General features: G+C 47.3%; 11 protein-coding genes. 7 read left to right on the top strand and 4 right to left on the bottom strand.

The features are described from left to right. The first annotated feature begins 68 nt into the window (after positions 1–68). A complete protein-coding gene (locus EST55_RS00940; protein ID WP_129496188.1) occupies positions 69–3,920 on the top strand; it encodes an EAL domain-containing protein in 3,852 nt (1,283 codons plus the stop codon). Positions 3,921–3,928: 8 nt separating this feature from the next. Here the strand turns inward: EST55_RS00940 and fadJ are convergent, their stop codons facing one another. Beyond that, positions 3,929–6,055, bottom strand: a complete 2,127-nt coding sequence (gene fadJ, locus EST55_RS00935) for a fatty acid oxidation complex subunit alpha FadJ (protein ID WP_129496187.1) — start codon at positions 6,053–6,055, stop codon at positions 3,929–3,931. Further along, the gene (gene fadI, locus EST55_RS00930; RefSeq protein ID WP_129496186.1) at positions 6,055–7,365 is read right to left on the bottom strand and encodes an acetyl-CoA C-acyltransferase FadI; all 1,311 of its coding nucleotides are present in this window, start codon (positions 7,363–7,365) and stop codon (positions 6,055–6,057) included. Before fadI ends, fadJ begins: the two co-directional genes overlap by 1 nt. 212 nt (positions 7,366–7,577) lie before the next feature. Between fadI and EST55_RS00925 the strand changes: the two genes are divergently transcribed. Genes EST55_RS00925 through EST55_RS00900 form a run of 6 tightly spaced genes read left to right on the top strand, consistent with a single transcriptional unit; the run spans position 7,578 to position 14,501 of the window. Continuing rightward, positions 7,578–8,534 carry a MoxR family ATPase gene (locus tag EST55_RS00925; protein WP_129496185.1) on the top strand — a complete coding sequence of 319 codons (957 nt, stop codon included), beginning with the start codon at positions 7,578–7,580 and terminating at the stop codon, positions 8,532–8,534. Continuing rightward, on the top strand, positions 8,534–9,493 hold the full coding sequence (locus EST55_RS00920) for a DUF58 domain-containing protein (protein WP_129496184.1): 960 nt from the start codon (positions 8,534–8,536) through the stop codon (positions 9,491–9,493). Before EST55_RS00925 ends, EST55_RS00920 begins: the two co-directional genes overlap by 1 nt. Next, positions 9,490–9,975 (top strand): DUF4381 domain-containing protein, encoded by a 486-nt coding sequence (locus EST55_RS00915; RefSeq protein ID WP_129496183.1) that lies wholly within the window; start codon positions 9,490–9,492, stop codon positions 9,973–9,975. Before EST55_RS00920 ends, EST55_RS00915 begins: the two co-directional genes overlap by 4 nt. Then, on the top strand, positions 9,968–10,948 hold the full coding sequence (locus tag EST55_RS00910; RefSeq protein ID WP_129496182.1) for a VWA domain-containing protein: 981 nt from the start codon (positions 9,968–9,970) through the stop codon (positions 10,946–10,948). The genes EST55_RS00915 and EST55_RS00910 overlap by 8 nt, the downstream gene beginning before the upstream one ends. Next, complete coding sequence (locus EST55_RS00905; RefSeq protein ID WP_129496181.1) at positions 10,948–12,792, top strand: tetratricopeptide repeat protein; 1,845 nt, start codon at positions 10,948–10,950, stop codon at positions 12,790–12,792. Before EST55_RS00910 ends, EST55_RS00905 begins: the two co-directional genes overlap by 1 nt. Further along, positions 12,786–14,501 carry a BatD family protein gene (locus tag EST55_RS00900; RefSeq protein ID WP_129496180.1) on the top strand — a complete coding sequence of 572 codons (1,716 nt, stop codon included), beginning with the start codon at positions 12,786–12,788 and terminating at the stop codon, positions 14,499–14,501. Before EST55_RS00905 ends, EST55_RS00900 begins: the two co-directional genes overlap by 7 nt. Before the next feature lie 56 nt (positions 14,502–14,557). Here the strand turns inward: EST55_RS00900 and EST55_RS00895 are convergent, their stop codons facing one another. Together EST55_RS00895 and hupB are read right to left on the bottom strand one after the other, a co-directional pair. Continuing rightward, complete coding sequence (locus EST55_RS00895; RefSeq protein ID WP_129496179.1) at positions 14,558–16,426, bottom strand: SurA N-terminal domain-containing protein; 1,869 nt, start codon at positions 16,424–16,426, stop codon at positions 14,558–14,560. A gap of 146 nt (positions 16,427–16,572) precedes the next feature. Beyond that, a complete protein-coding gene (gene hupB / locus EST55_RS00890; protein ID WP_011234253.1) occupies positions 16,573–16,845 on the bottom strand; it encodes a nucleoid-associated protein HU-beta in 273 nt (90 codons plus the stop codon). Positions 16,846–16,983: the final 138 nt, after the last annotated feature.

Below are 16,983 nucleotides of genomic sequence, written 5' to 3'. Positions count from 1 at the left end.
CGAACCATTAGATTAACATTTAACTAACAAAAAGAGCCGTTAAAACGGCCATCGGATCTCTTGTGATAATGACTTTGCCAACAAAGGTGTGGAAGTGCACCTACGCATGCTTTTTACTTTTGTTTACCGGCTTAGCCTATTCCGAGACCGATGTCCCACCTCTCCTTCAGGTACAGAATGGGCATTTCATTACGACGGCTGACGGGTTACCCAGTAACTATGTGGACGATGTAACGATCGGTCCTCAAGGCTTCCTTTGGGTATCAACAGCGAAAGAACTTGTTCGATACGATGGCAAGAAGTTTACTTCAGCTAACGATATTAATTCCATAGAAAAGCCTTCCTCAGCGCGTTTGTTGGGCACTAAAGATCGACTATGGGCGGCAGACAAAGAACGCTTGTGGATACTATCATCCGATCGCTCATGGGCCTCATTCGCCTTGCCCAACCACAACCAGAGGACGGTACAGCTAAACCATATTAGTTCAGCTAAGAACAACCGACTGCTTTTAGCAACAACGGAAAACCTGATTATTTTCGACGCGCAAACTCACTCCTTCAAAGAGCAGCCACTCAGATACAGCGGTCAACCCATTACAGATATCCGTTTTATCCATTTTCATAACGATTGGTTTTGGTTAAGCACGGTGGCAGGCGGGATCTACGTTTGGGATGGCTCATCCGAAAATGTATTTTCAATTACAAAGAGCAACCCGATTACAGACAAACTCGACGCAACGAATCTATACGCCTTGACGTCTTTTAACGATAACCTTTGGCTTGCGACAGATAATGGCATCAAAGTACTCAATGATGAACTACGAAAAATGCCTACGCCTAAAGCCATAGAAAAGCTCAACGAAGTTATTGTTGATATAAAGGTTCACGATAAGCAGTTATTTATTGCAACCGAAAAAGCCATTTACACGTTGAATTCCGGAGCACTAGAGCAGCTGACGACTGGCGGCATTACGGGCAAGTTAACCTTCAATGTTAACGGCGATTTATACATTGCAACCGCGTCTAACGGACTTTATGAAATTCCGACAAACTATGCGCCGGCCATCCTGAAAAGTTTTACGAGGCCCAATAAACTGAGCGGAAATACTAAATCTTACTTACCCGGCTCGCTCAAACAAGCAAGCACTTTCAGTCGAGTGAACAATCACAATTATTGGGTCGAATCCGACTTAGGCATTGTCCATTATGATTTCGACAAAGAAGAAATCATCGAAATCGTAAATCCCCCAAACCAAGAACAAATAAAAGACATAGAAGCCTACTCAGACAATGTTTATTTAATCACATTAAGTCATCAACTGTATCGGTATAACACGGTCACCCAGACCTGGCTGCAAATGTCCCTAAATTATTCTCCAACGGATGATTTTTGGCTTACACGTCTAGGCGATACACTTTGGCTTCATTCTGACAAAGCAGCGTTCCCAATAAATGACTTTTCAGAAATTGGCTCAAAACAAACAATAAATAATGCACCATCATTGTTTTATTCATCGCTCGCTATTGATACAAAACAAATGAATAAGGCGCTCAACACCTGGTTTTCCATTCCATTCTTTAGTCCAGTGGAAGAACTCATTTATCGCTACAGACTCGACAGTGACTCCGACAAATGGGCTTATCTGACTCATTCTGAGCTACCGCTGCGTCTTGAACAATCAATACCCGGCACCTATCAGTTAACCGTTCAGGCCTCTATGGATGGCGAAAATTGGTCTGCTGAAAGCCAAACGCGTTATCGCATTTCTCATTCATTCTGGAGTACGCCGTACGCTTATATTAGTTACCTAGCCATTAGTTTTTTGCTAATGGTCATAGTGATAGCCCTGTACCGCCATAAATTGAAACGTATCAATACCGTTATTGCCTCTCTCGACGGACAGGCAAAAGCGTTACGGTTTAGCCGCAGTCAATATTGGCAATGGGATTTATCGACCGGTGAACTTTTAAGGCAGCATATCTGGCCACAGTGCCCAGCATTTCCTGTCGACGGCCGCCGCTTGAAGTCCCCACAAAGTACCGCATCAAACATTCATCCCGGCGATGTTCTTCGCATGCAGTCCGCACTGGACAAGCATTTGAACGGCGACTCTGAGTATTATGAGTGTTCTTACCGTATCAACAACAATGGCAACTGGCTTTGGGTGCTTGATCAAGGCTGTCTCGAGCGTACCAATGGCTCTGCAGTGATGCACGGTACATTGAGTGACGTAAGTAGTCTCGTTAGCTCACAAGACCGAATTGATATGCTGGCAGCGTCCATCACCAATATTTCTGACGGTATTTGTATTTTCGATCGCTTCTTCAAGAAAGTAGAGGTCAACAAAGCCTTTGAGCGCATACTGGGGTACCCGCGGGAACAGGTTTTGAGTAAAAGTTTTCACCTCGACTTATACTCTGAAGAATTTACCAACCAGATTAAGCGTACAGTCATCAAAGAAGGTACCTGGCGTGGTGAGTTAAGCGACCTAAAAGCTGACGGCAGTGAGTTTTTAATGGAGTTAACCTTAGACGCGGTCCATGATGATGAAGGCGACTTATCTTTCATCGTTGCCAGCTTCTCTGATGTTACTGAGCGCCAGCGCACGGAAAGCGAGCTTCGCCGCTTATCAAATACTGACACCTTAACCGGTTTGCCTAACCGCTCATACTTTCAGGTAAGTCACTCGAACTTAGTGCGTAAAAAAGTCTCTCACACCCTGCTGTTGTTTGACTTAGATGACTTTAAAAAGATAAACGACTCGCTGGGGCATGAAGTTGGTGATGATTTGCTCTGCCTGGTTGCTGAGCGGCTTATGGATATTAGTCGACGGCAGGATACACTTTACCGACTGGGTGGTGATGAGTTCGGGTTATTGATCGAAGACAGTACTGACTTGCATCTTATCGGTGACTTAGCGCACAAAATTAACCGTACCATTGCAGAGCCCTATTCTGTTAACAATCACGACATTGTTATTGGCAGTTCCATTGGTATTGTCCTGTTTCCACATGACGGCATTACCTCACAAGAACTTCTGCAAAAAGCCGATATGGCGATGTATCACGCCAAACAGCGCGGCGGAAATTGCTATCAGTTTTTCAGCCAGTCGATGAATGAGAACGCCGTGCAGCGACTGAAGCTGGAGAACCAACTGCGCGTCGCTTTGAAAAATAATGGCGTTGAAGTTTACTATCAACCAAAGATTGAGGTTCATACTGGACACATAGCCGGTATAGAAGCGCTGGCAAGAATAAAAAGTGAGGACGGCTCTCAGATAAGCCCGGCTGACTTCATTCCTTTGGCGGAGGAAACAGGCCTGATTATTGAACTTGGAGAGCGAGTTTTACGTCAATCATGCCAAGCGATGAAAACCTTCATGCAGTACTCTGGGTCGCCAAAAACCATTGCAATTAACCTGTCGGCTCGTCAGTTTATGCAATCTGGTCTGGCATTGCAGATAGATAGTATATTGCGTGAAGAGTCCCTACAGCCGCGCCATGTTGAGTTTGAAATAACCGAAGGCATGGTCATGAGCGACCCTGAACGCGCGATTATTATGATGGAGAACCTGTCTGATATGGGCGTTAAGCTGGCCCTTGATGATTTTGGAACGGGCTATTCGTCACTTGCTTACCTTAAGCGGTTCCCGATGGACAGCTTAAAGATAGACAAAGCCTTTATTGATGACATAACCACCAGCCCGAAAGACCGCAGCATGGTAGCCTCAATTATTGGTATGGCTCATAATCTCGGTCTGAAAGTGATTGCCGAAGGAGTTGAATCTGAAGCTCAGCTGGAGCAATTAAAAAGCCTTGAATGCGAATACATCCAAGGCTTTTATTATGCGAAACCAATGCCTGCTGACGACTTTATTGAGTTTATCAAACAGCACACAGCAGACGTGATTGACGTTTAACCGCTCACTTAAGAGTAGAAACGCTCGCCGTTTTTCGCCATTTCTTTTAGCAGTGGCGCCGGCGTGTAACGTTCACCTCGCTCGCCAGCTAACGCTTCCAGCTTAGCAACGATGCTACCAATCCCCTGACTGTCCATATAACGGAACGGTCCACCTAAGAACGGCGGGAAGCCAATACCGAAAATGGCGCCTATGTCGCCGTCACGCGGACTACGAATAATGCCTTCCTGCAAGCAATAAACGGCTTCATTCAGCATCGGTAGCAAACAAATATCAACGATATCTTCGGCTGATTTGCTTTCGTTCGGATCAACGCTCAGTAACGAATAAACTGACGTGTCCACCGGCTTACCTTTCACGCCTTTACCGTATTTATAAAAGCCTTTCTGGTTCTTTTTACCTTTACGGTCGTCATCAATCAGTTTTTCAAACGCCTGTGGCGCCTCGAACCTATCACCCAATTCGTTGACCAAAATAGGCGCCACTTTCGCCGCGACATCAATACCCACTTCGTCCAGTAAAGTCATAGGGCCAACCGGAAAGCCAAACTTAACTAACGTCTTATCCAGCTTCTCAATAGGTTCACCGGCAAGCATCAAGCGTGCGGCTTCGTTCATGTAAGGCGCCAGGATACGGTTTACGTAAAAGCCCGCACCATCCTTAACCACGATAGGTGTCTTACCCTGCTTTTTAGCTAATGCCACGGTGGTCGCAATGGTTTTATCTGAGGTACCTTCATGCGTAATGATTTCCGCCAGCGGCATTTTGTCGACCGGAGAGAAGTAATGCAAACCAATAACCTGTTCCGGGCGCTTCGCCTTAGCGGCAATCTGTGTAATAGGCAGTGAACTGGTGTTGGTAGCAAAAATTGTCGACTCACTGGCATGCGCTTCAATATCCGCAACCATTTTCTGTTTTAGCTCAAGATCTTCAAAAACCGCTTCAATGACCACATCTGTGCGCTCAAAGCCGCTGTAATCAAGCGTCCCGCTTAACATCAGCATGGTCTTTTCATACTCTGCACGGCGCATGTGCTTGCGCTTCACTTTCTTAATTAAACGCTCGTAGCTGTAATGCAGGGCATGGCGCACACCGTCTTCAGAAATGTCTTTAATGCGTGCAGGAATATTTGCTTTAGCCGCGGTTACATAGGCAATACCACCGCCCATCAAGCCACCGCCTAGAACGCCAACGCGTTTTATCGGATCAGGCTCGACGCCATCAGCGCCGGTTTCTTTCTTCATTTCGGTGGTTGCAAAGAAAATCTGACGCAGTTGATACGACTCAGGGGTCATGGCTAACTCGCCAAAACTGCGCGCTTCTTTATCAAGTCCTGCTTCCTGACCTCTCTCAATACCCTCACGTACAGTCTGTATGATCTTATCAATGGCCGGGTAGTTACCTTGTGCTTTCTTCTGCGCCTGTTCACCCGCCTTTTTGAAAATAATATCGCGACCGAATTTAGTGGCTTCCAGCAATTTACTAAAGCCTTTTAATGGCGGCTTACTTGCTTTGGGTTTGCGTTTCAGTGCATGCTCAACCGCCACATCCAGTAAAATACTTTGCGGCACAACTTCTGTTACTAAGCCCGCTTTCTTCGCTTGTTTAGCGCGCAATTGCTTGCCGGTTAGCATCATCGTTAAGCCCTGCTGAATACCCACCAGACGCGGCAAACGCTGCGTGCCACCACTGCCTGGCAGAAGACCTAACTGCACTTCCGGTAAACCAAGCACAGTCTTTGAGTTATCCGTACAAACACGGACATGACACGCCATAGCAAGCTCAAGTCCACCACCAAGGCATGCACCATTAATAGCGGCCACGACCGGCACATCCAACTGCTCAATACGGTCAAACATGGCTTGCCCCTTACGAGCCAGGCTTTCTGTATCCGCAGCGGTTTCGCAGTCGTTTATCATATTAATATCAGCGCCGGCAATGAACGAACCGGGTTTACCACTGATAAAAACAACGCCCTTAATTGAGCTGTCGCTTTCCAGCTTGTTCAGCAGCGAACCAACTTCATCCGCAAATGAGTCTTTTAAGGTATTCATCGACTCACCCGGAACATCAATTGTGACAACAGCTACGCCGTCGTCGCGTATATCCATCGTGAATGCTTTATCCTGACTCATTATTCTGTCTCCACAATCATTGCAGCACCTAATCCACCCGCAGCACAGGCTGTTGTCAAACCGACACCACCGCCGCGTCGACGTAATTCATTCAACGTTTGCGTAATCATACGCGTACCGGTTGCTGCAAACGGGTGCCCATAGGCAATTGAGCCGCCCAGTACGTTAAATTTGTCCATATCAATGTCGCCAATGGCTTTGTCACGTCCTAGCTTTTCCTTCGCAAATTTGTCACTAGCAAACATTTTCATATTGGCTAATGTTTGTGCTGCAAAAGCTTCATGCATATCAATTAAATCAAGATCGTTTAGCGTCATACCCGCTCTGTCGAGCGCAACTGGCGTAGAATAAGACGGCCCCATCAGCATATCTTCTTCGACCTGCAGCGCCGCAAAGGCGTAGCTGCGTAAATATCCCAGCACAGGTAGCCCTAACTCTTTTGCCCGACTTTCTGTCATCATCAATACCGCAGAAGCACCATCGGTTAACGGCGTACTATTGGCTGCTGTAACCGAGCCGTGCTTGCGGTCAAACACTGGCTTCAGCTTTGAGAGTTTGTCGACCTGGCTGTCACCTCGAATATTGTTATCGCGGCTTAAGTGCTTTTTATAGGGTTCCGGATAGGCCGTCATAACTTCGCCATCCAACCATCCTGCTTCCCAGGCAGCGTGTGCCTTTTGATGCGAACGCACCGTCAGTTCGTCTTGGTCAGCACGACTAATACTGTGGGTTTTAGCCATTTGCTCTGCAGTCTGTCCCATGCTCAAACCGGTTGAGTACTCAGCCACAGCTGGCGGCACTGGCAGTAAATCTTTAAACTTAAGACGTTTTAAAATCGATAAGCGCTGACCCAGTGTCTTGGCTTTATTCAGATCAACCAACGCGCGAGCTAAGCGTTTACTCACACCTATAGGCAATACCGACGAAGAATCAGCACCGCCGGCAATACCACCGCGAATATGTCCGGCAATCATTGCTTCTGCAATATTAACCGCAGACTGAAAGCTCGTTGCACACGCACGTGACACACTGTAGGCATCGGTGTTCACCGGCAAGCTGGTTCCTAACACTATTTCGCGGGCAATATTCGGCGCTTCCGGCATTTGAACGACTTGCCCGAATACCAGTTGTTCAACCCACTCAACTTCGATACCGGTTTTATTGACCAGCTCCTGAACAACCATTTTTCCCAAGTCAACCGCCGGCACGCCATGAAATTCTGTTGCCTGCTTAGCAAACGGCGTTCGTAACCCCGCCACAAAGGCGATACGTTCACCGTTAACGGTACGCACTTGCTGTGCTTCTGACATAACTTTTCCTCGCTTCATCAACCATTACTGGTCTGACCACAAAATATGTTACAAATTCTAGCGCTTAATAGAGCAGATTAAAACCTTCGTTTTCGGTACAGTATGGCAATACAATTGAAAATTCGGAACAAAGACTACATTGTTACTGTCATTGCATAAACGGTACTGACAGCATAGTCACTTTTCACCGGATTCGACAGCCTGGAGTCAAGATGTCATCGACAGCATTTCAACAATTACAAGACTACCTGAACCAGCAAGTTCTGGGACAGCCCGACTTTACCCGTAATTTATTAATCGCGGTATTAGCCGATGGACACTTATTGGTGGAAGGACCACCAGGTCTTGCCAAAACTCGCGCAGTGCAGAGCTTAGCGAATGGCATTGAGGGCGATTTTCACCGTATTCAGTTTACTCCCGACTTGCTGCCGGCTGACTTGACCGGTACGGATATTTACCGTCCCGAGACCGGGACTTTTGAGTTCCAACAAGGCCCTTTGTTCCATAACTTGATTTTAGCGGATGAGATAAACCGGGCTCCTGCCAAAGTTCAGTCAGCGTTGCTGGAGGCTATGGCCGAACGCCAAATTACCGTGGGGCAACGCAGTTATCCGCTGTCTGACTTATTTATGGTGCTGGCAACACAAAACCCGTTAGAGCAGGAAGGTACCTATCCGCTTCCTGAGGCACAGTTAGACCGCTTCTTAATGCATTTAAAGCTGGACTACCCTGACGCAGAAACCGAACAAAAAATTCTCAGGTTGACCCGAGGAGAAGCGCTAAACGAGCAAATGCCAGCTCCAAAACCGCTAACGCAGACAGACTTATTCAATGCTCGTAAAGAAGTGCTGGAAGTGTATCTGGACGACGCAGTAGAAAATTACTTAGTTCAGTTAATTATTGCCACCCGGCAACCTGAGCACTATGACGCCGCTCTGGCGTCATGGATTGGCTATGGCGCCAGCCCGCGTGCCACTATTTCATTAGAGCGCTGCGCACGTGCTCAAGCTTGGCTGGCAGGTCGCGACTTTGTCACTCCGGACGATGTTATGTCCATTTGCCATAACGTATTACGCCATCGAATCATACTGAGCTACCAGGCTGAAGCTGACGGCGTCACACACGATCAAGTTATCAACACAATACTGAAACTGGTGCCAGCGCCGTAATGCCTCAACTGGACGTTTCACAATGGCTAAAACAACTGCATACCGATGGCATTTCGCTGGGTATGCAGGAGCTTATGTATTATCGCAGTAAAATTGCCGCTTTTGCTAAGCACAAAAAAACGCTGCCGCGAACAACGATATCGGGCCCTTTACTCAGTAAAGTCCGGGGGCGCGGTATGGAGTTTGACGAAGTGAGGCATTATCAGGCTGGCGACGACATTCGTGCTATTGACTGGCGCGTAACAGCAAGAACCGGTAAAGCCCATACCAAGCTTTACCGGGAAGAAAAAGAAAAGCCTGTGTTCATTTGGGTCGATTTGTCGTTGTCTCAGTTATTTGGCAGTGAGTTTGTATTTAAGTCGGTTCAGGCTGCGCACCTTGCTGCAGCCATTGCCTGGCAGGCGCAGCACAAAGGTGACCGTGTCGGCGGACTCATTAGCAACGGCTGGCTTCATAATGAATTTAAACCGGCCGCGCGCCAACAAGGCGTCTTACGGCTATTGCACGGCCTTGTTGACGTGAGTAAGGACAGCTTAGCGCGCTGGCAGAAAAAGGTATCGACTCCAGCAGAGCCTATGTCCGAATCGTTAAAGCGGTTACGTCAACTGGTTAAGCCCGGCAGTATTATTCATGTTATTAGTGATTTTCATAATGCCGACAAAAACATTGTTGATGGGCTGCAAGTGTTATCGAAACATAACATGGTGCGTTGCTACGGTATTTATGATCCTATGGAAAAAGCGCTTCCTCAAGGACATTCCATTCAGCCTTTAGCTGTGTCTAATGGTCAACAACAAGTCGATATCGACTTAACCAATAAACGTCAGACAGACACATACGAAAAAGCGGCCCAGAGCCACTGGCAGGCGCTTGAAAAGAGTTTTGCAAACCGGCAGCTGCTGTTTACACCGGTGAGCAGTGCGCAACCGATTGAAGTACAGTGGAGCGATATTTCATGATACAACAAGCATCGCTCAGTCAGCTCAATGACATTGTCCCGCCAGCTGATGCCAGTTGGTGGCCACCGACATGGTGGAGCCTTGGTGCCGCCTTACTATTCATCGCAATTGTAGCGTCGATTAGCTATTGGCTGGTTCAACGGCGATTAAGGGCGCGGGCTCGCCGTGAAGCCTACAAACAGTTACAAGCATTAACGCCAGCCACCACTGAGCAAATCACCCGATTACTTAAGCGCGTAGCGCTTGCCTATTATCCTCAGCAAACGGTTTCTAACTTACACGGACAACAGTGGATCGCGTTTTTACTCTCAGGTATGAGTGAAAAATCGCAGCAACATTTTAATGCGGAACTGCAGCAGTACGACATTAATAGCCAGTTATACGGACAAGCAAGTAATACATTCTGCGAACTATACAAAGCAGCTGGCTGCCAATGGTTGCAGTTAGAGCTGAGTAAAATGCCGGGAGAGCGCAATGTTTGAGTTTGCCTGGCCCTGGATGTTTCTTTTATTACCACTACCGGCATTGGTCTGGTGGTTAATACCCACTCGAAAGAACACCCGTTCGGCTATTCGGCTGCCCAACTTATATGGGCTGTCCAGTGAGCAGCAAACTTTAAAGAGCCAGTGGCTTTTCTTAACGGTACTAGCCATTGCCTGGGTGTCGCTCGTTTCATCGACTGCTCGTCCACAATGGTTAGGTGAGCCGGTTGCAACCCGCTCTGAAGGCAGGGAGATGATGTTAGCAGTAGACTTGTCGGGCAGCATGGAAATTGCCGATATGGAAATTAACGGCCAGTCGGTCGACCGGTTGTCGATGGTCAAACATGTGCTTAGCGACTTTATTACGCGTCGCGAAGGCGATCGTCTGGGGCTTATCTTATTTGGCGACACCGCCTATTTACAGGCGCCCATGACGTATGACCGACAGACTATTGCACAAATGTTGAATGAATCGGTACTTGGGCTGGTTGGTGAAAGAACAGCCATTGGCGATGCGATAGCCCTCGCGGTTAAACGCTTTCAGCAAGATGAGCAAAGCAATCGCGTGCTCATTTTGCTCACTGATGGACAAAACACCGCAGGTAATTTAACTCCGGAGCAAGCTTTAGAGCTGGCCAAAAGCTATGACGTCACTATTTATCCAATTGCCGTTGGCGCGGAAGAAGTGGTCGTTGACAGCTTTTTCGGACAGCGCCGGGTTAACCCAAGCCGCGATTTAGACATACCCTTAATGCAAAAATTAGCCAGCGAGACCGGCGGCGAATATTTCCGCGCCAGAAGTACCGAAGAGCTCGAAAATATTTATACGTTACTGGATGAATTGGAACCCGTGGACGATGACCCTCAGCAGCTTCGCCCCAGAGCCAGCTTATTCCATTGGCCACTCTCACTGTGCTTCATTGCCTTAGTCACTCTGGCCCTGAGTCGTTACAAGCCATGGAGGGTGTCATAATGAGCGACTTTCACTTCATTCGCCCCTGGTGGCTTGTTGCTCTGCTTCCTGTTGTCGTTATGTACTGGCGACTACTCAGGCAGAATAAACATGAAGCTGGCTGGAATCAGTTTCTTCCTGGTCATTTAGCGAAGGTGCTGGTTAACTCGGGAGGCAAAGCATCCAGCTGGCCGATTCACCGGCTCGCATTAATGCTAATTATTGCTAGTACGGCTCTTGCCGGACCCACTTGGGAAAAGTTGCCACAGCCTGTTTATCAGTTAGAGTCCGGTCAGGTGGTTATTATGGACATGTCACCGTCATTGTTAGCGGAAGATATAACACCCAACCGTCTGACTCAACTACGCTTTAAAGCGATAGACTTAGTTCGCTCTGGCCTTGACGGCGACACCGGTTTAATTGCCTATGCTGACGATGCGTTTACTATTAGCCCGTTAACCGCGGACAACCGAAACTTAATTAACTTAATACCCTCATTGTCGCCGGAAATAATGCCCCTTGAAGGGAGTGAGCCTTTACGCGCCCTGAAACTTGCTAACGAACTTCTGGCAAACGCCGGATACCCTCAGGGCGATATTTACTGGCTAACAGATGGTATCAGCAGCCGCGACTTACAGCCTTTAACGGACTACTTGCGCGATATTGAACACAGAGTCTCAATTTTAGGCGTGGGTACAGAAGACGGAGCTCCCGTTCGAAACGCAAATGGCAGTTTAGTCAAAGAAAATGGTCGAGTCGTCATAGCGAAACTGTTTCCGGATCGGTTAAGTGACTTAGCACAAATAACCAACGGTGTTTTTGTTCAGGCGACGTCAACTAACGACGACATCGAAGCGCTCACCGCATTGCCACCACTCAGCCGTGAAGGTAAAGACAACGAGCAGCAACAGCGGGGAGACGCTTGGAAAGATATGGGTCCTTATCTCGCCCTTTTCATTCTGCCTTTATTACTGGCGAGCTGGCGTCGAGGTGCCCTTTTGACGCCACTCATACTGACATTCATCATACCAATGTCGTTATCCACCCCGAAGGCCTATGCTCAGGAGGCTGAGCCGAACACTCCTGAGAGCGTGCTCAGTTCGCTGTTTTTAAACAACGAGCAGCGTGCCCAACAGCTTTACCAGAATAAGCAGTTCGAGCGAGCATCCGAGCTAAGTTCTGACCCACTTCGCAAAGGTGCGGCACTCTACAAACAAGGCAAGTATGCCGAAGCGGCTGATTCTTTTGCCCAAAGCAACTCGGCCGAAGCTCATTATAACCGGGGTAATGCGCTGGCGCAGCAGCAGCAATTCGAGCAGGCGTCAGAAGCTTACCAACAAGCTTTAGAGCAACGCCCGGACTGGCAACAAGCCAAAGAAAATTTGGATGTAGTGAAAAAGCTACAAGAAAAGCAGCAGCAAGAGCAGTCTGGTGAATCTGGCGATGAAAACTCAGAGTCCGATAAAAGTTCTGAGCAGTCGAATGATAAACAGGGTAATAACCAAAACAACAACCAAGGCCAAAACCAGCAAGGCGACAGCTCAGATTCCCAATCTCAGCCCCAAAATAGAGACGCTCAACAACAGCAGGGGCAAAACCCGAAAGAACAAGAGCCGCAGGACGACGCTGAGCGCAAAAAAGCGAATGAGCAAAGAGAAGACAGTGCTGATGGTCAAGCAGAGCAGCAAAATGCTCAGTTTAAAGAAGGTGAGATTGATCCTGAAAAAGCACGTCAACTAGAGCAATGGATGAACCGTGTACCGGATGATCCCAGCATACTGCTAAGAAATAAGATGTTATTGGAAAGCCAGCGCCGCAACCAGCGTAGAGCTTCTCAGCCACAAGGAGAGAAGAAAAAATGGTAAGAGCCGTAAACTTGCTCGTTGTTTTACTCATGTTAATCAGTGGCCTCGCAAACGCTGATGTAACCGAGGTAACAGCAACGGTCGACAGAAACCCAGTGACTGCAAACGAGTCTTTTGTGCTGACAGTCACGGTTAACGATGACGTATCGAATAACACATTTGAGGCGTCAAAACTGCTCGAGGACTTTGTTGTCGGCCGCACTTCTGTCAGCCGCCAGACCTCTATGGTAAATGGCAACCTAAGCAAGCAAACACGCTTTACCACGGTACTGATTCCACAGTCTCCCGGCGAGTACACCATTCCGGAAATTACTATTAAAGGAGTGTCGTCTAAACCAATTAATTTGCGTGTGCTTGAACAGGGAAGCGACAGCAACACTGAGCAGAGAATTGCCTTTATTGAAGCGCAAATTGATTCAACCAATGTCTATTTTCAACAGCCAATTACCTATGTTGCCCGCCTGTTTCTGGCAGCCGACTTAAATAAAGGGAATCTGGTGCCACCTCAGGTCGACAATGCCGATGTGCAACAGATAGGCCGTGACGAAGAAAGCACACAAATGGTCAACGGTCGCCGTTATAAGGTTTACCAACGCGTTTACCAAATAACGCCTAACAAATCAGGTTCTATCACCATACCCGGCGCTCGTTTTGACGGTGAGGTTTTCACACAGGGGCAGCGCTCAATCTTTTCCTCTTTTTCAAACACCCAACCAGTGAGCGCAATAGCCGAAGGCATTGACGTTAATGTGCAACCGGTGCCGGACTCATGGACCGGACACTGGTTACCCAGCGAGTTGGTCAGCTTATCAGCATCAATAAGCCCAGAGCAGGAGGAGTACAAAGCTGGAGAGCCTATTACCTTGTCTTATATGCTGACGGCAGTGGGAGTGAAACCTGAGCAACTACCAGAAATAGCACCGGATTTTCCGAGCAGCTTCAGAGTCTACCCAGACAACGATGAAACCGACAGTTTCACTCGAAATGGTGTGGTGATTTCTCAAAAAACCGTCAGTTTTGCGCTTGTACCAGAGCAAGCAGGTAATTTAACAATTCCTGAGTTTGAGCTGCCTTGGTTTAATACCAAAACCGAGCAACGAACCTTGGCTAAAACGGAGAGTATGACCTTGCCCGTGATCATGCCTGTGGGCATGACGCAAAGTGATATCACTGAGGCTGCACCGACTGACAGTAGGCCAGACTCTGAAAGTATTGAAACGACGAACACCTCTGAGAGATCGAACAGCAATACGGTTGCGCCTAAACCGTTGGTCCCGATTTGGGTCATCGGGGCCTTAGCGGTCGGATTAGCCATTTCGTTGCTGCTTAACCTGTACCTGCTGATTAAGCGCAATAGTGTTAAACACCAAGAGAAAACCGTTAAGCCTGAAAGTGCAGATAATTTAAACCGCAGTAAATCATGGCAAGACTTTCAGAAAGCCTGCAAAAACAACGATGCTAAAGCCGCACAAGAGAGCCTTATTAATTGGGCTCATACGCATTTGGACGGTTCTTTTAAGAGCCTTGCGGACATTGCTAAACATCTGAATATTGAGGACGAAATAACGCCACTGCAGGCATCCTTATACAGTGTTGGTGGCTCTCAATGGACAGAAGGTAAAGTGCTTTATCAGAAAGTCAGAAAGCAAGTAGACAATTTGAACGTAAAAAGACAACACTCAAACTTGCCACAACTCTACCCATCTTAAGAACTAAAAAAGCCCGGCTAAGCCGGGCTCTTAACTTTCAACTACTCTGTAGTGACTTACTGAAGACGCATTCTGCGAATTTCGGCATCCGCTTTTAGCGTATCAATAAATGACTGAAGCATTACCTGAGCCTTACGGTTTTGTAATTGCTCTTTTAAACCATCCATTTGAGCTTCATCTGGGTTACCGGCTGTTACTGATGTTAATGCAACGATTGCAGCATCCCCGTTAGGTAATGTTACGGCTTCATAAGTAGGCTCGCCATTTGCGTTAGGTGTCAGCCTAAACAGCTCCTGCACTAAAGTACTTGAGTACTCACGGCTATTACGCTGGATGCTATCCACTAAAGTGACCTCTTCACCCGGCTCTGTACCCGCTCGCCATTGTTCAGCTATTTCCTGTGCCTGTTGCAAAGCAAGCTGCTGAGCCTTTTCTACGCGCAATTGCTCGACAATTTGATCACGAACTTCAGCCATATCTTTCACACGCTCTGGCTGGTGCTCAGTCACGCGGACAACCAATGAACGATCATCCGTTGTTTCTATAATTTCACTGTTCAATTTCTCATCAATGAGCTGTTCAGAGAAAATGTTGTTCAGCACGACATCGTCACTCAGCGTTGTCGGAGCACGGTTTCGTGTAAATAAGTCTGTGCGCTTCACTTCAACACCCAGCTCTTCAGCGGCAGGTTCTAGCGTGTCTGGCTGCTCGAACGAAATTTCTGCCAGCTTTTGCTGCAGCTCGAAATAACGATCTTCCGCTTGTTGAGCCAATAACTGCTGTTTCACTTCGTCTTTGACTTCATCGAAAGGCGTCACAGAACCAGGTCGTAAGTCTGTCAGCTTAATAATGTGATAACCGAAGCTGGTCTCAACAACACCAGAAGTATCTCCTACGTTCTCAAGCGCAAAGGCTGCATCGTCAAAGTCTTCATCCATTACGCCTTTCTCTATCCAGTCAAGGTCACCGCCTTGTTCAGCAGAGAACGTATCATCTGAATAGGACTGAGCAACGTCAGCAAAATCAGCACCATTTTGTAGTTCCTGAAGCGCCTCTTCCGCTTTCTGCTGCGCATTTTCAGTGTCATGCTCAATCAAAATGTGAGAAACACGGCGTTCTTCTTCTGTCGTATACTGTTGTTGGCGCTGTTCATAATATTCGAGCACTTCTTCTTCAGTAATATCCACCGACTGCTCAATGTCGGCTAGCGACAGTTCAACATAAGCAACACTAAGCTGTTCTTCGGTGCGGAACATATCCTGATTTTGCTGATAGAAAGTGTCGACATCGGCGTCAGTAATTTCCACTGCATCAGCAAAGTCTTCGTTGTTAAGTACCAGAAAGCCACCTGAGCGTGTTTGGCTTTGCAAACGCATAAACGCCAAAGATTCCGGCGTTAGGACGAATTCGCTGCCGGCAAGCCCGCGCAATAACTGATTGCGAGTCATGTCCTGTTGCATTAGGTTGGCAAAAGATTCCGGCGTATACCCCGCATTTCGCAGTGACATTAAATAAATGTCATTATCGAACTGTCCGGCTGTACGAAACTGAGGAATATCGCGAATAGCTGCTTTGACCTGGTCTGGACCAGCACGCATTCCCTGAGACTCTGCATATTGTCTCAGTAGTTCCTGATCAATGAGTTGTTCCAACACACCACTTCTTACGTTTTTCATGTAATTGGGGTCTGATGTGATGGCAGAAAACATATCGCCGAACTGCTCTTGTAAGCGGCTACGCTCGTTTTCATACGCTCTGTCATAAGCACTTTGAGGAATTTCTTCCCCATTAACTTCTGCTACAGCGTCTTCTGTGCCGCTGGTGATATAGCCACCAACACCTGCTAGAGCAAAAGTTAGAATGATTAATACCAGAATGGCTTTAGCAGTAAAGCTCTGCGAACCTTCCCGAATCCTCTCTAACATAATAAGGCTTTCCTAATTTACCGGTAAAACGACGAGACATTATAAGTAGATTCGTCGCAAAACTCACCCTTCAGATAAAAAATAACCCGAGGTTTTAAACCCCGGGTTACTATTTAATTCAATAAAAAAGCGCTAACGCGCCTTTCTTAGTTTACTGCGTCTTTCAGTGCTTTACCTGCTTTGAAAGAAGGTACTTTAGCTGCAGCGATCTGAATGGTCTCACCAGTTTGTGGGTTACGACCAGTGCGAGCAGAACGCTCACGTACACTAAATGTACCGAAGCCAACTAATGCGACTTGGTCATCTTTTTTCAGAGCATCAGTTACTGCATCGATCATTGAGTCCAGAGCACGACCAGCAGCAGCCTTAGAAATATCTGCACCTGCCGCGATTTTGTCAATAAGCTGAGACTTGTTCACAGTATCATCCCCTTAGATTGTTATTATCAAGTTTCCGTGGTTCCATTCGGTTTTAAATGGGCCGACAACGTTTATATCAAGGTTGATATTATTGTTCAAGCACGTTTATTACCGAACGTATTTCTTTCCCAGCTCCTC

The organism is Idiomarina sp. 29L (assembly GCF_004123135.1).
Lineage (GTDB): Bacteria > Pseudomonadota > Gammaproteobacteria > Enterobacterales > Alteromonadaceae > Idiomarina.
Note: the sequence above shows the minus strand (reverse complement) of the source record. Positions and strands in the feature narration are given on the sequence as shown.

Bases quoted from the DNA above. Each gene is read 5' to 3' on its own strand.
- EST55_RS00940 (WP_129496188.1), top strand. From the start codon at position 69: ATGACTTTGCCAACAAAGGTGTGGAAGTGCACCTACGCATGCTTTTTA.
- fadJ (WP_129496187.1), bottom strand. From the start codon at position 6,055: ATGAGTCAGGATAAAGCATTCACGATGGATATACGCGACGACGGCGTA.
- fadI (WP_129496186.1), bottom strand. From the start codon at position 7,365: ATGTCAGAAGCACAGCAAGTGCGTACCGTTAACGGTGAACGTATCGCC.
- EST55_RS00925 (WP_129496185.1), top strand. From the start codon at position 7,578: ATGTCATCGACAGCATTTCAACAATTACAAGACTACCTGAACCAGCAA.
- EST55_RS00920 (WP_129496184.1), top strand. From the start codon at position 8,534: ATGCCTCAACTGGACGTTTCACAATGGCTAAAACAACTGCATACCGAT.
- EST55_RS00915 (WP_129496183.1), top strand. From the start codon at position 9,490: ATGATACAACAAGCATCGCTCAGTCAGCTCAATGACATTGTCCCGCCA.
- EST55_RS00910 (WP_129496182.1), top strand. From the start codon at position 9,968: ATGTTTGAGTTTGCCTGGCCCTGGATGTTTCTTTTATTACCACTACCG.
- EST55_RS00905 (WP_129496181.1), top strand. From the start codon at position 10,948: ATGAGCGACTTTCACTTCATTCGCCCCTGGTGGCTTGTTGCTCTGCTT.
- EST55_RS00900 (WP_129496180.1), top strand. From the start codon at position 12,786: ATGGTAAGAGCCGTAAACTTGCTCGTTGTTTTACTCATGTTAATCAGT.
- EST55_RS00895 (WP_129496179.1), bottom strand. From the start codon at position 16,426: ATGTTAGAGAGGATTCGGGAAGGTTCGCAGAGCTTTACTGCTAAAGCC.